The 14,140-nt window shown below is 70.7% G+C and carries 15 protein-coding genes; 12 read left to right on the top strand and 3 right to left on the bottom strand.

What is annotated here, in order from left to right:
* Window positions 1-17 precede the first annotated feature (17 nt).
* The 3 genes from typA to BRM3_RS14710 are packed head-to-tail and all read left to right on the top strand — an operon-like array spanning window position 18 to window position 3,056.
* Complete coding sequence (gene typA, locus BRM3_RS14720) at window positions 18-1,937, top strand: translational GTPase TypA (RefSeq protein ID WP_263594045.1); 1,920 nt, start codon at window positions 18-20, stop codon at window positions 1,935-1,937.
* Window position 1,938: 1 nt separating this feature from the next.
* A complete protein-coding gene (locus BRM3_RS14715; protein WP_263594044.1) occupies window positions 1,939-2,466 on the top strand; it encodes a hypothetical protein in 528 nt (175 codons plus the stop codon).
* Window positions 2,463-3,056 (top strand): CDP-alcohol phosphatidyltransferase family protein, encoded by a 594-nt coding sequence (locus tag BRM3_RS14710; protein WP_263594043.1) that lies wholly within the window; start codon window positions 2,463-2,465, stop codon window positions 3,054-3,056. Before BRM3_RS14715 ends, BRM3_RS14710 begins: the two co-directional genes overlap by 4 nt.
* Here the strand turns inward: BRM3_RS14710 and BRM3_RS14705 are convergent.
* A complete protein-coding gene (locus BRM3_RS14705; protein ID WP_263594042.1) occupies window positions 2,992-3,282 on the bottom strand; it encodes a putative acetyltransferase in 291 nt (96 codons plus the stop codon). The two genes, BRM3_RS14710 and BRM3_RS14705, sit on opposite strands and share 65 nt — an antisense overlap.
* Window positions 3,283-3,549: 267 nt before the next feature.
* On the opposite strand from BRM3_RS14705, the gene fdxA reads away from it, so the two are divergent.
* The 6 genes from fdxA (at window position 3,550) to pflA (ending at window position 10,117) form a co-directional block, all read left to right on the top strand.
* Window positions 3,550-3,873, top strand: a complete 324-nt coding sequence (fdxA, locus tag BRM3_RS14700) for a ferredoxin (protein ID WP_263594041.1) — start codon at window positions 3,550-3,552, stop codon at window positions 3,871-3,873.
* 19 nt (window positions 3,874-3,892) lie between these two features.
* Window positions 3,893-5,107 carry a succinyldiaminopimelate transaminase gene (gene dapC / locus BRM3_RS14695; protein WP_263594040.1) on the top strand — a complete coding sequence of 405 codons (1,215 nt, stop codon included), beginning with the start codon at window positions 3,893-3,895 and terminating at the stop codon, window positions 5,105-5,107.
* Window positions 5,108-5,129: 22 nt separating this feature from the next.
* A complete protein-coding gene (locus BRM3_RS14690; protein WP_263594039.1) occupies window positions 5,130-6,527 on the top strand; it encodes a citrate synthase in 1,398 nt (465 codons plus the stop codon).
* 180 nt (window positions 6,528-6,707) lie between these two features.
* Window positions 6,708-8,834, top strand: coding sequence for a pyruvate formate lyase family protein (locus BRM3_RS14685; protein ID WP_263594038.1), 2,127 nt, complete (start codon window positions 6,708-6,710; stop codon window positions 8,832-8,834).
* Window positions 8,835-8,889: 55 nt separating this feature from the next.
* Window positions 8,890-9,141: an autonomous glycyl radical cofactor GrcA2 gene (grcA2, locus tag BRM3_RS14680; protein WP_263594037.1), complete on the top strand. Its 252-nt coding sequence runs from the start codon at window positions 8,890-8,892 to the stop codon at window positions 9,139-9,141.
* A 121-nt stretch (window positions 9,142-9,262) separates the two neighbouring features.
* Complete coding sequence (gene pflA / locus BRM3_RS14675) at window positions 9,263-10,117, top strand: pyruvate formate-lyase-activating protein (RefSeq protein WP_263594036.1); 855 nt, start codon at window positions 9,263-9,265, stop codon at window positions 10,115-10,117.
* 1 nt (window position 10,118) lies between these two features.
* Here the strand turns inward: pflA and BRM3_RS14670 are convergent, their stop codons facing one another.
* Together BRM3_RS14670 and dapD are read right to left on the bottom strand one after the other, a co-directional pair.
* Entirely contained in the window at window positions 10,119-11,066 is a 948-nt protein-coding gene (locus BRM3_RS14670; RefSeq protein WP_263594035.1) for a hypothetical protein, read from the bottom strand.
* 4 nt (window positions 11,067-11,070) lie between these two features.
* Window positions 11,071-12,066, bottom strand: a complete 996-nt coding sequence (dapD, locus tag BRM3_RS14665; RefSeq protein ID WP_263594034.1) for a 2,3,4,5-tetrahydropyridine-2,6-dicarboxylate N-succinyltransferase — start codon at window positions 12,064-12,066, stop codon at window positions 11,071-11,073.
* A 128-nt stretch (window positions 12,067-12,194) separates the two neighbouring features.
* Between dapD and BRM3_RS14660 the strand changes: the two genes are divergently transcribed.
* The 3 genes from BRM3_RS14660 to BRM3_RS14650 all read left to right on the top strand — a co-directional run bounded on the left by BRM3_RS14660 (window position 12,195) and on the right by BRM3_RS14650 (window position 14,139).
* Window positions 12,195-12,437: a ribbon-helix-helix protein, CopG family gene (locus BRM3_RS14660; RefSeq protein WP_263594033.1), complete on the top strand. Its 243-nt coding sequence runs from the start codon at window positions 12,195-12,197 to the stop codon at window positions 12,435-12,437.
* Complete coding sequence (locus BRM3_RS14655; protein WP_318152417.1) at window positions 12,422-12,673, top strand: hypothetical protein; 252 nt, start codon at window positions 12,422-12,424, stop codon at window positions 12,671-12,673. Before BRM3_RS14660 ends, BRM3_RS14655 begins: the two co-directional genes overlap by 16 nt.
* Window positions 12,674-12,750: 77 nt before the next feature.
* Entirely contained in the window at window positions 12,751-14,139 is a 1,389-nt protein-coding gene (locus BRM3_RS14650) for an APC family permease (RefSeq protein WP_263594032.1), read from the top strand.
* The last annotated feature ends 1 nt before the right edge of the window (window position 14,140 follow it).

Below are 14,140 nucleotides of genomic sequence, written 5' to 3'. Positions count from 1 at the left end.
AATCGAGTAGCCCCCGCATGTCCCTTCAGCACCGCACCGACCTGCGCAACGTCGCGATCGTCGCCCACGTCGACCACGGCAAGACCACCCTCGTGGACGCCATGCTCACCCAGGGCGGCGCCCTCGGCGAGCGCGACAAGCATGAGGACCGCGCGATGGACTCCGGCGAGCTCGAGCGCGAGAAGGGCATCACGATCCTCGCCAAGAACACGGCGATCCGGTACCACGGCCCCTCCGCCGCGGCCGTCGGCGAGCCCGAGGGCATCACCATCAACGTGATCGACACGCCCGGCCACGCCGACTTCGGCGGCGAGGTCGAGCGCGGCCTGTCCATGGTCGACGGCGTGGTCCTGCTCGTCGACGCCTCGGAGGGCCCCCTCCCACAGACCCGCTTCGTGCTGCGCAAGGCGCTCGCCGCGAAGCTCCCGGTGATCCTCGTCGTCAACAAGACCGACCGCGCCGACGCCCGTATCGACGAGGTCGTCTCCGAGACGACCGACCTGCTGCTGGGCCTGGCCTCCGACCTGTCCGACGAGGTCGAGGACCTCGACATCGACGCGCTGCTCGACGTGCCCGTCGTCTACGCCTCCGGCAAGGCCGGCCGGGCCAGCATGACGCAGCCCGCCGACGGCACGCTGCCCGACTCCGAGAACGTCGAGCCGCTGTTCAAGACGATCATCGAGTCGATCCCGGCGCCCGCCTACGACGACGAGATGCCGCTGCAGGCGCACGTCACCAACCTCGACGCCTCCCCGTTCCTGGGCCGCCTCGCGCTCCTGCGCATCGTCAACGGCCAGCTCACCAAGGGCCAGACCGTCGCGTGGGCCACCCAGCACGGCGACATCAAGAACGTGCGCATCACCGAGCTGCTCGAGACCAAGGGCCTCTCCCGCGAGCCCATGACCCGGCCCGCCCGCCCCGGTGACATCGTCGCCGTCGCCGGCATCCCCGAGATCATGATCGGCGAGACCCTCACCGACGTCGACGACCCGCGGCCGCTGCCGCTCATCACCGTCGACGACCCCGCCATCTCCATGACGATCGGCATCAACACCTCGCCGATCGCGGGCAAGGTGCGCGGCCACAAGCTCACCGCGCGCCAGGTCAAGGACCGGCTCGACGCCGAGCTCGTCGGCAACGTGTCGCTGCGCGTCCTGCCCACCGAGCGTCCCGACGCGTGGGAGGTCCAGGGGCGCGGCGAGCTCGCGCTCGCGATCCTCGTCGAGCAGATGCGCCGCGAGGGCTTCGAGCTGACCGTCGGCAAGCCCCAGGTCCTCACGCGCGACATCGACGGGGTGCGCTCCGAGCCCGTCGAGCGCATGACGATCGACGTGCCCGAGGAGTACCTCGGCACGGTCACCCAGCTCATGGCCGCCCGCAAGGGCCGCATGGAGACCATGTCCAACCACGGCTCCGGCTGGGTGCGCATGGAGTTCACGGTGCCCGCGCGCGGCCTCATCGGCTTCCGCACGCGCTTCCTCACCGAGACCCGCGGCACCGGCATCGCCTCCTCCTACGCCGACGGCTACGAGCCGTGGATGGGCCCGATCGAGTTCCGCTCGACCGGCTCCCTGGTCGCGGACCGCCCGGGCGCCGTGACCCCGTACGCGATGATCAACCTGCAGGAGCGCGGCAGCTTCTTCGTCGAGCCGACCTCCGAGGTCTACCAGGGCCAGGTCGTCGGCGAGAACTCCCGCAACGAGGAGATGGACGTCAACATCACCAAGGAGAAGAAGCTGACCAACATGCGCTCCTCCACGGCCGACGCCTTCGAGAACCTCGTGCCGCCGCGCAAGCTCACGCTCGAGGAGTCCCTCGAGTTCGCGAACGACGACGAGTGCGTCGAGGTGACGCCGGAGATCGTCCGCATCCGCAAGGTGCTCCTCGACCCGCAGGAGCGCGCCAAGGTGCGGTCGCGCGCCAAGGCCTCGGTGTGAGGTGACGGCGCCCCGCGTCTCGACGCCGCCCGATGGCCGCCCCGCGCGCGCCGACGGAGCGGACCTCGCGAGCCGTGTGGCGCAGGTGGTCGCCGCGATCGTGCTGGCCGCGGTCTCGGTGCTGCTCATGGTGACGACGCATCGCACGACCGCCGAGGTCGCAGGCGTCGACCTGCCCGTCGGCCTCGTGCTCGGGGGCGCCTTCCAGCTCGCGGCGAGCGTGTTCCTGCTCGCCGCGACCGGGCGGCGGCTGCCGCTCGTGGTGCTCGCCTTCGTATGGGCGCTGCTCGTGATCCCCTTCGCGGGCACGGGGGCCGGCGGCGGCGTGCTGATGCCCGGCTCGATCGCGGGCAGGGCCCAGTTTTCGGGGTGGATCGTGCAGTTCCTCGGCGTGGGCATCCCGCTCGTGCTCGCCGCGATCGTGTGGGTGCGTCGCATCCGCCGCCTCACCCGGGCCCGTCGTGGCGCCTCGGCCGACGAGGGCCGCGGCGACGCCGTGGAGGGATCGGCGCGAGGACCCCGGCGATGAGCCGCGCCCGGGGGGAACGTCCCGACTGGGCCACTCTCCCCAACGCGGTCACGCTCGTGCGCTTCGTCCTGCTGCTGCCGATCTGCGTCATGCTCGTGCGCCACGGCCCCCAGACGCTCTCGGTCGTGCTGCTGCTCGTGTGGGCGCTCACCGACTGGGTCGACGGCATGCTCGCGCGGGCGCTCGGGCAGACGAGCCGCACCGGCCAGATCATCGACCCCATCGCCGACCGCCTCGGCCTGGTGGGGATCGTACTGTCCCTCGCGCTGGCCGGGCTGCTGCCGTGGTCCGCCCTCGTGTTCATCTTCGTCGTCGACCTGGTGGTGACGATCCTGAGCTCGCGCAGCGCCCTGCAGGGCAGCCTCGGGGTGTCGCGCATCGGCAAGGTCCGCACCGCGCTGCTCATGACGAGCGTGTTCCTGCTGGCCTGCGCAGGCGCGTGGGCGCCGTCGCTGGTGCCGGGGGTGCTGGTCCTGCTCTGGATCGGCGTGGCCCTCCACGTCGTCGCCGGCGCCGGCTACGTCGTCAGCGCGCGGGCTCGCCGCGGGGGCGTCGAGGAGGCGGCGGGGGGACCTGCTTGGCGGCGATGACGAGCCCGCGCACCACGGTGTCCTGACCGCGCCGGGTCATCACCGTCACCGTGTGGTCGTCGACCCGCTCGATCACGCCGAGCGCGTCGGTCATGCCCTCCCCGTGGGGCGCCGTGCGCCGGTCGATCCGGTAGCGCAGCACCACCCGCTCGCCAGGCACCAGGAACGGCGCCCATCCCGGTCGCGGGGGAGCGGCGCGGTCGGGGACGGGCTGCGAGGCGGTCACCGCCCCAGGGTAGACGGGGCTTGACTGCACGTGACCGACGGGCGATCGACCGCTCGCGCTCGATCCCGCCTGCGGACCGTGTCGACGTGGCCATGGTCCGCAGCGAGGCTTCTGACGCCACGGGCGCCCCCGACCAACCCGCCCGGACTGTTTCTCTGATCACCCTCACACGACGTGCACACTCCTCGGTCCCCCGTGCCCGGCGCGCCGATGAGATGATGGGACCTCGCCCCAGCCGTACATGATCGTTCCGGAAGGATCGTGACAATGACCTACGTCATCGCCCTGCCCTGCGTCGATGTCAAGGACCGGGCATGCGTCGATGAATGTCCCGTGGACTGCATCTACGAGGGCAATCGCAGCCTGTACATCCAGCCCGACGAGTGCGTCGACTGCGGCGCGTGCGAGCCCGTGTGCCCCGTCGAGGCCATCTTCTACGAGGACGACGTCCCCGACGAGTGGGCCGACTACTACAAGGCCAACGTCGAGTTCTTCGAGGACCTCGGCTCGCCCGGCGGCGCCGCCAAGATGGGCGTCATCGACAAGGACCACCCGCTCATCGAGGCCCTCCCGCCCCAGGGCGACAACTGACCCACCCGGAGGAGAGCCGATGACCGCGGAGCCCTTGAGCAGCGCCGGAGCGCACCAGAGCACGACCTCCCGGGTCCGGCGTCGCGAGCCGCTCGCGGAGCGCCTGCCCGTCTTCCCGTGGGACACGCTCGCCGCCCACCGGGCGACGGCCGAGGCCCACCCCGACGGCATCGTCGACCTGTCCGTCGGCACCCCCGTCGACGCGACCCCGTCCGCGATCCAGGAGGCGCTCGCGTCGGGTGCCGACTCCCACGGCTACCCGACGACGATCGGCACCCCGGCCCTGCGCGAGGCCCTCGTCGACTTCTGCCGGCGCACGTTCTCGGCGCCCGCGAGCCTCGGCCCGGCCCACGTGCTGCCCACCGTCGGCTCCAAGGAGCTCGTGGCCCACCTGCCCTTCCAGCTCGGCATCGGCCCCGACGGCGCCGTCGCCTTCCCGCACATCGCCTACCCGACCTACGAGATGGGCGCGATCTTCGTGGGCGCGACCCCGGTGCCCGTCGACGTCGAACGCCTCGCCGCCGAGGGGGACATGGCGTTCGCGGACGCACCGGGCGGCCTCGCCGCGATCGATCGGCTCGGCCTGCTCTGGCTGAACTCCCCGTCGAACCCGACCGGGGCGGTGCTCAGCGTGCCCCAGCTGCGCTCGATCGTGGAGTGGGCGCGCGAGCGCGGCATCGTGGTCGCCTCCGACGAGTGCTACGCGCGCCTGGGCTGGGAGGTCGACGCCGTGCCCTCGATCCTCGACGCACGCGTGCACGGGGGCGACCTGACGGGCCTGCTGTGCGTGTATTCCCTGTCCAAGCAGTCCAATCTGGCCGGCTACCGCACCGCGTTCGTCGCGGGAGACGAGGCGCTCGTCGGCGAGCTCACCGCGATCCGCAAGCAGGCCGGCATGATGCTGCCGGGTCCGATCCAGACGGCGATGGTCGCCGCCCTGGCCGACGACGCCGCCGCGGACGCCGAGCGCGAGGTCTACCGGCGCCGGCGTGACGTGCTGCGTCCCGCCGTCGAGGCGGCCGGCGGCTCGATCCCGCGCTCGGAGGCCGGTCTCTACCTGTGGGCGACCTTCGGGGAGTCCTCCGAGGCCTCGGTGGCTCGTCTCGCCGACCTGGGGATCCTGGTGGCTCCGGGGATGTTCTATGGTGGTGCAGGCGACGGCTTCGTCCGCATGGCCCTGACGGCGCCCGACGAACGCATCGACGCGGCCGCCGCACGCCTCGCCCCCAACTGACCTCCCACGAACGGAGAACCCCGTGGATCAGACGACGACGTCGGCCTCGCTGCACCATGCCGGCCACGACCTCGAGCTGAAGGTGGTCGACGCCGCCGAGGGCAACCGCGGCATCGACATCGCCCCGCTGCGCACCACGACCGGCGACGTCGCCTACGACCCGGGCTTCATGAACACCGCCAACACGAAGTCGGCGATCACGTACATCGACGGCGACGAGGGGATCCTGCGCTACCGCGGCTACCCGATCGAGCAGCTCGCCGAGCACTCGACCTATCTCGAGGTCGCCTACCTGCTCATCAACGGCGAGCTGCCCACCACCGGCCAGCTCGACAACTTCGTGTCCTCGGTCGAGCGGCGCACCCTGCTCGACGAGCGCTTCAAGCAGCTCTTCGACGGCTTCCCGCGCAACGCCCACCCGATGCGCGTGATGCAGGCCGGCGTCTCGGCCCTGTCGACGTTCTACCAGGACTCCCTCGACCCGTTCGACGAGGACCAGGTGCGCCTGTCCACGTACCGCCTGCTCGCGAAGATCCCCACGATGGCCGCGTACGCGCGCCGGGTGAGCCAGGGCCACGCCCTCATGTACCCCGACAACCGGCTGTCGCTCATCGAGAACTTCCTGCGCCTGACCTTCGGCTTCCCCGTCGAGGACTACATCGCCGACCCCATCGTGGTCGAGGCGATGGAGAAGCTCCTGATCCTCCACGCCGACCACGAGCAGAACTGCTCGGCCTCCGCCGTGCGGCTCGTGGGCTCGGCCCAGGCGGACCTGTTCACCTCGATCTCCGCCGGCATCGGCGCCCTCTCCGGCCCCGCCCACGGCGGCGCCAACGCGGCCGTGATGGAGATGCTCGACGGCATCCGCGCCTCCGGGACCGACCCGCGCCAGTTCATGGAGAAGGTCAAGAACAAGGAGAAGGGCGTGCGCCTGATGGGCTTCGGCCACCGGGTGTACAAGAACTACGACCCCCGCGCGAAGATCGTCAAGAAGATCGCCGACGACGTGCTCGAGCGCCTCGGCGTGCACGACGAGCGGCTCGAGCTCGCGATGCAGCTCGAGGAGATCGCGCTCAAGGACGACTACTTCATCGAGCGCAAGCTCTACCCCAACGTGGACTTCTACACGGGCCTGATCTACAAGGCCATCGGGTTCCCCACGGACATGTTCACGGTGCTGTTCGCGATCGGCCGCACGCCCGGCTGGATCGCCCAGTGGGACGAGATGATCCACGACCCGGAGACCAAGATCGGCCGCCCGCGCCAGGTCTACATCGGCCACACGGAGCGCACGTACCAGCCCATGAGCGCCCGCACCGGCACCACCGAGCTGCGCCTCGAGGAGCTGCATGCCGAGCTCGACAAGGAGCGCCGCGCGCAGCAGGAGAAGCTCGCTCAGGAGCGCCGCCTGGATCACTGACCCCTCGTCGGCTGCGGGGGAGCGAGGGACTGCCGGGCACGTGAGTGACCTCACGCCCGTCCCGAGGGCTGCGGGACCTTCGGCGAGCGCAGGGTGCACGGTCCTTCCTAGTCTGGATGCAGAGCCCGGGAGGATCCGCCGACACGGCCTCCCGCGGCCCCCATCGTGAGGAGGAACCCCATGTCGCAAGCGACCGCAGATCGAGTCTCCGCCGAGTCCGCCGATCCCACTCCCGCCTGGGAGGGCTTCGCCGCCGGGCCCTGGCAGGAGGGGGTCGACGTCCGCGACTTCATCCAGCGCAACTACACCCCGTACCAGGGTGACGCGTCGTTCCTCGCGGGCCCCACCGCCAAGACTCTGCGCGTGTGGGACACGCTCGAGAAGAACTACCTGTCCGAGGAGCGCCGTCGCCGCGTCTTCGACGTCGACACCGACACCCCCGCCGACATCGACGCGTTCCCCGCCGGGTACATCAGCGAGGACGACGACGTGATCGTCGGCCTGCAGACCGATGTCCCGCTCAAGCGCGCCATGATGCCCAACGGCGGCTGGCGCATGGTCGAGGCCGCGATCAAGGAGGCCGGCAAGGAGCCGAACCCCGAGATCAAGAAGATCTTCACGCAGTACCGCAAGACCCACAACGATGCCGTCTTCGACATCTACACGCCCCGTATCCGCGCCGCCCGCAGCTCGCACATCGTGACGGGCCTGCCCGACGCGTACGGGCGCGGCCGCATCATCGGCGACTACCGCCGTGTGGCGCTGTACGGCGTCGACGCGCTCATCGCCGACAAGCTCGCCGCCAAGGAGGCCACGCTCGCCCAGGGCTTCTCCGAGCACTGGGCGCGTTACCGCGAGGAGCACTCCGAGCAGATCAAGGCGCTCAAGAAGCTCATCACCCTGGGCGAGGAGTACGGCCTGGACCTGCGGCGCCCGGCCGCGACCGCCCGCGAGGCCGTCCAGTGGACCTACATGGGCTATCTCGCCTCGGTCAAGAGCCAGGACGGCGCGGCCATGTCCATCGGCCGCCTGTCGCCGTTCCTCGACCCGTACTTCGAGAGGGACCTGGACAGCGGCGCGATCACCGAGACCGACGCGCAGGAGATGATCGACGCGCTCGTCATCAAGCTGCGCATCGTGCGCTTCCTGCGGACCATCGACTACGACCAGATCTTCTCGGGCGACCCCTACTGGGCCACCTGGTCGGACGCCGGGTTCTCCGAGGACGGCCGCAGCCAGGTCACCAAGACCTCGTTCCGCCTCCTGCAGACCCTGCGCAACCTCGGCCCCGCCCCGGAGCCGAACATCACGATCTTCTGGGACCCCGCGCTGCCCGAGGGCTACAAGGAGTTCTGCTCGGCGATCTCGATCGAGACCTCGTCGGTGCAGTACGAGTCCGACGCCCAGATCCGGGACCGCTGGGGCGACGACGCCGCGATCGCGTGCTGCGTCTCCCCGATGAAGGTCGGCAAGCAGATGCAGTTCTTCGGCGCCCGCGTCAACGCCGCCAAGGCACTGCTGTACGCCATCAACGGCGGCCGCGACGAGATGAGCGGCAAGCAGGTGACCGAGGAGGGACTGTTCACGCCCATCACGGGCGACGGCCCGCTCGACTTCGACGAGGTCTGGGAGAAGTACGAGGAGATGCTCGACTGGGTGGTCGGCACCTACGTCGAGGCGCTCAACATCATCCACTACAGCCACGACAGGTATGCCTACGAGTCGATCGAGATGGCGCTGCACGACTCCGACATCGTGCGCACCATGGGCTGCGGCATCGCGGGCCTGTCGATCGTCGCGGACTCCCTGGCCGCCATCAAGTACGCGAGCGTCACCCCCGTGCGCGACGAGACCGGTCTCGTGACGGACTACATCACCGAGGGCGACTTCCCCGTCTACGGCAACGACGACGACCGCGCCGACGACATCGCGGCGACGATCGTGCACACCGTGATGGACAAGATCAAGTCCTTCCCGATGTACCGCGACGCGATCCCGACCCAGTCGGTGCTGACGATCACCTCGAACGTCGTGTACGGCAAGGCCACCGGCTCGTTCCCCTCGGGCCACCAGAAGGGCACGCCGTTCGCACCGGGCGCCAACCCTGAGAACGGGATGGACTCCCACGGCATGGTCGCCTCGATGCTGTCGGTCGGCAAGCTCGACTACAACGACGCCCTCGACGGCATCTCGCTGACCAACACGATCACCCCGCAGGGCCTGGGCCGCACCAAGGAGGAGCAGATCCAGAACCTCGTGGGCGTGCTCGACGCCGGATTCATCATGGAGGAGGACGAGGAGGCCTGAGCCTCCGGTCCCTCGCAGACCCGCACCACCCGTCACCGCACCCAAGGAGAACATCATGGCCACGAAGACCTTCGATGAGCGTCTCGCCTCGATGAAGGCGAGCCGCGCCGAGCACCACATGGATTCCGGGCTCTACCACGCCAACATCAACGTCCTGAACAAGGACACCCTGGTGGACGCGATGGAGCATCCGGAGAACTACCCGAACCTCACGGTCCGCGTGTCCGGCTACGCCGTGAACTTCGTGAAGCTGACCCGTGAGCAGCAGCTCGACGTGCTCGACCGCACCTTCCACGAGGGCGCCTGAGCACCATCCCCCACGGCCGGGGCGACGCCCCGGCCTCCGCACCGGCGCCGGGCAGGCCTCCTGCCCGGCGCCGCGCTCGCCCCGCCCGCACCGCGGGGGAGCCGACCCCCAGGAGCCGCACATGCCCCAGCAGATCGCCCTCGGCCTTCCGACCGTGTCGACGGAGCGACGTTCGGGCGCCGGCATCGAAGGCATGTCGGAGGTCGAGTTCCAGCGCTCGGACCGCCTCGCCGCGATCCGCGAGGGGACCCTCGCCTCGATCCACTCCTGGGAGCTCGTGACCGCCGTCGACGGCCCCGGCACCCGCATGACCGTGTTCTTCAACGGCTGCCCGCTGCGCTGCGTGTACTGCCACAACCCCGACACCTTCTTCATGAAGGACGGCCACGACGTCACCCTCGACGAGCTCGTGGCCCGCATGAAGCGCTACCGCGGCGTCTTCCGCGCCACGGGCGGCGGGATCACCCTGTCCGGCGGCGAGGTACTCATGCAACCGGTGTTCGTCGAGCACCTCCTGCAGCGTGCCAAGGCCATGGGCATCCACACCGCGCTCGACACCTCGGGCTTCCTCGGCGCCAACGCCTCCGACGAGTTCCTCGAGAACGTCGACCTCGTGTTGCTCGACGTGAAGTCCGGCATCCCCGACGTCTACAAGCGCCTCACCACGCGCGAGCTGCAGCCGACGATCGACTTCGGCGACCGCCTCGAACGGCTCGGCATCCGGATCTGGATCCGCTTCGTGGTCGTGCCGGGATGGTCCGACGGCTACGAGAACGTCGAGCGGGTGGCCGACATCGTCGAGCGCTGGCCAGATTCTGTCGAACGCGTCGAGGTCCTGCCCTTCCACAACATGGGCCAGGACAAGTGGGACGCCCTCGGGCTCGACTATCAGCTACGCGACGTGAGCGCCCCCGACAAGCGCGTCGTCGAGCGCGTGCGCGACCAGTTCGCAGCGCGCGGCCTGCGCACCTACTGACTCAGCCGGCGCCTCCGGCGACGAGCACCACGACCGCGCCCTCGTCGCCGCCGGCCTGGGCGCCCCAGCTGCCCGGCGTCGTGTTCTCCCGGCCCGAGCGCTCCCACACCCGTCCCGCGTAGGAGACCTGCACGACGGCGTCGTCCGCCGCCCGCGCGACGGCCCAGTTCGCGAGCGCCCAGCCGAGCGTCTCGTCACCGTGGGGGTCGATCACGAGGGCGGTCGCGCCGGCGCCCGCCGGCACGGAGGCGGCCGCCGAGGACGCCGGGGCCAGGGCGCTCGTGATGCTCCCGCCCGCGGTGCGGCGAGGGAACTGCCGCTCGAGCTCGTCCTGCAGCGGTTGCGGCGAGGTCTGCCCGTCGGCGGCGGACACGTCGCACACGAGGTTCGCGCCGGAGTGCCCCGTGAGCGCCGAGGCGTAGATCCGGCCCTCGGTCTCGTGATCCGCGTAGGCCTCGGGGAAGCCCGAGCGCTGCACGCGCTGCGCGGCGTCGTTGAGCGGCATGCTCTGGTAGCCGTCGATCGTCACGAGCACGTCGTAGAACGCGTTGGCCGCGTAGACGGGGTCCATGATCTGCTCGGGCGTGCCCCAGTCCTGCGACGGGCGCTGCTGGAACAGGCCCAGGGAGTCCCGGTCGCCGTGGTCGATGTTCTGAAGCTTCGACTCCTGATAGGCGGTCGCGAGCGCGATCGAGGCCGCCCGCGGCGGCAGGGAGCGGTCGACGGCCACCGCGCTGATGAGGGCGGCGTTGGCCGCCTGCTCCGTCGAATAGCGATGGTCCGTGCCGAGTCCCGAGGCGGTGCAGGTGCCGCTGCGCTGGGCCGCGCCGTAGCCCGAGAGCGCCACGTACGCGCCGCCCGCGATGAACGCGAAGATCGCGATCATGACGAGCGGGATCAGGAGGTGGCGGCTGCCGGAGCGCTTCGAGGTGGCGCGGCGCGAGGGCATCGGCTCAGTTCGCGTGCAGGGCGTCGTTCAGCTCGACGGTCCTGCCCTCGCGTGCGACGACCTCGACCCGACCGCTGACCGAGTTGCGGCGGAACAGCAGATGGGAGGCGCCGGACAGCTCGCGCGCCTTGACGACCTGGCCGTCCTTGTCGGTGCCGCGGGGGTCGACGATCGTGACCTTGGTGCCCGCCGTCAGGTAGAGGCCCGCCTCGACCACGCAGTCGTCCCCGAGCGCGATGCCGATGCCCGCCTCCGCGCCGACCAGGGAGCGCTCGCCGATGCGGACGCGCTCGGTGCCGCCGCCGGAGAGGGTGCCCATCGTGGAGGCGCCGCCGCCCACGTCGGAGCCGTCGCCCACGACCACGCCCTGGGAGACGCGGCCCTCGATCATCGAGGTGCCGAGCGTGCCGGCGTTGAAGTTCACGAAGCCCTCGTGCATCACGGTCGTGCCCTCGGCAAGGTGGGCGCCCAGGCGCACGCGGTCGGCGTCGCCGATCCGCACCCCGGTGGGCAGCACGTAGTCGACCATGCGCGGGAACTTGTCGATCGAGAAGACGGTGGGCGTGCGGCCGGCCGCGATCAGGCGCAGGCGCGTCTCCTCGAAGCCGGCGACCGCGCACGGGCCCTCCGACGTCCACACCACGTTGGTGAGCTGGCCGAAGATGCCGTCGAGGTTCTGCTCGTTGGGCCGCACGAGGCGGTGGGACAGCAGGTGCAGCCGCAGGTAGGCGTCCGCGGGGCCGGCGGGGGCGGCCTCGAGCACGGTCGCGGTCACGACGACCTCCTGACGGGTGCCGCGCACGGGATCCTCGTGGGCGGCCTGCTCGAGGCGGCCGTGGAGCTCCTCGGCGCTGGGCTCCTCGGGCGCACGACCGAGCTGCGGTGCCGGGTACCAGGTGTCGAGCACGGTGCCGTCGTCGGTCAGGGTGGCCAGGCCGATGCCCCAGGCGTGGGTCAGCTCGGCGGGGGCGGCGGAAGCGGAGGCGGCAGGCGTCGTCATGCGCACGATTCTACGGACAGCACGCCGTCCGGGCGCGGGGGAGGTGACGTGATCTGCGCCGACGGGACCAGGAGGAGAGGGGGGTCGCCGCTGCGGCCGTTACGTAATACGATTACCTCATGAGGACGATGAAGGGCCGTGAGGTCAGCGAAGAGCAGGTCGATCAGTGGGTCGCCGAGGCGGAGGACGGCTACGACGTCCAGGAGCTTCGCAAGCGGGGCCGTCCGACTCGAGGTTCCGCTGCCTCCCAGGTCGTGCCGGTGAGGTTCACCGGCGATGAGCTCGCCGTGCTGATGCGACGTGCCGACCGCGAGCATCTGAATCGGTCCGAGGCCATCCGGCGCGCTGTCCGTGAATGGGCCACGACGTGAAGGTGCGGCCTTCGGCCCTCAAGCACGGCATCGCGGCTCACGAGTCCATCCATGCGGCCTCGCGCAGCGTGTATCTCGCGCCCCTGGACGAGGAGGATCCGCAACGGGAGTTCCGTCTGGGCTTCGATCAGCACGCACGGCTCCTTGAGCTGGTGGTCCTGGTCTGGGATGACGGTACCGAGGAGATCATTCATGCGATGCGCGCCCGCACGCAGTACCTCGACCTCCTGAGGTAGCCGAGGGCTCGCCGCCCCGTGACGGGACCGTCACACACGGCGCTCGGCTCCTCTTATCGGGGGCATAATCATCCGTCATGAGCAGCACCGCCTCCTCCCGCCCCGCCGTCGACGATCCGAGCGGGCCCACCGAGCTGCGCCGGGAGATCTCCTTCGGCCAGCTGATCGCCTACGGGCTCGTGTTCATCGGGCCCGCCGCCGCGGTCGGCGTGTGGGGCACGCTCGACGCCAAGTCCGGCGGCGTGGTGCCCGTCGTCTACCTCGTCGCGACCCTCGCCATGGCGCTGACGGCCTCGAGCTACGCCGTCATGTCCCGCGTCGTGCCGCGCGCGGGCTCGGTGTTCGCGTACGCGTCCGAGGCGATCGGGCGGCGCACCGGCCACATGGCCGGCTGGATGGTCCTGCTCGACTACATCCTGATCCCCTCCGTCGCGTACCTGTTCACCGGCATCGCCCTGAACTCCCTGTTCCCCTCCGTCCCGGTCTGGGTCTTCGTCGCCGTGGCCGTCGTGCTCACGACCGCCCTCAACCTCTCGGGGGTGCGGGTGACCTCGCGCGTCTCGATGGTGGTCGTGCTCGTCGAGGTCGCGGTCCTGCTCGTCGTGCTCGTCGTCGGCGTCGTGGTGCTCGTCCAGCACGGGCCCGTGCGCGGCTGGCTCGACCCGTTCACCGGGGGCAGCGCAGGGCTGCATCCGCATCTGATCCTCGGCGCGGTCGCCGTCGCCGTGCTGTCCTACCTCGGCTTCGACGCGCTCGCGACCTTCGCCGAGGAGACCCGCGGGCCCGCGAGCGTCATCGGCCGCGCGACCGTCGTCTGCCTCGTCGTCGCCGGCGTCCTGTTCATGGCGCAGACCTACATCGGCGCCCTGCTGAGCCCGCTCACGACGGCCGAGCTGCAGGCGCACCCCGAGGAGCAGGGCGCCGCCTACTACACGATGGTCGACCAGTCGATCTCCCCCGTCCTGCACTGGCTGCTGGCGCTGGCCAAGGCCGTCGGCGCCGCGTTCTCCGCGCTCGTCGGCCAGGCCGCCGGCTCCCGCGTCCTGATGGACATGGGCCGCTCGGGCTCCCTGCCGCGCTTCTTCTCGCGCGTCTCTCCGCGCACCGGGGCGCCGCTCGTGGGCACCCTCGTCGCGGCCGCCGGCAACGTCGTCGTGTCGCTGTGGGCCGCCTCGCGTCCGGACGGGCTCGACCACGTCGTCTCGATCGTCGACGTCGGCGCCCTCGTCGGCTTCGTGCTCGTGCACGTGAGCGTCATCGCGTACGCCGTGGTCCGCCACCGCGACGGGCCCGTGCGCCCGATCCGCCACCTCGTGGTGCCGATCCTCGGCATCGCGGTGCTCGTGACCGTGCTCGTCAACTCGACGGGCGTGGCCCTCGTGGTGGGGGCGATCTGGGCCCTGCTCGGCGTGATCGTGCTCGTGGCGGGACGCTCGGGGCGCCGCACGACCGCGCCGACGCCCTGAT

This window comes from Brachybacterium huguangmaarense (genome assembly GCF_025725725.1).
GTDB classification, from domain to species: Bacteria; Actinomycetota; Actinomycetes; order Actinomycetales; family Dermabacteraceae; genus Brachybacterium; species Brachybacterium huguangmaarense.
Note: the sequence above shows the minus strand (reverse complement) of the source record. Positions and strands in the feature narration are given on the sequence as shown.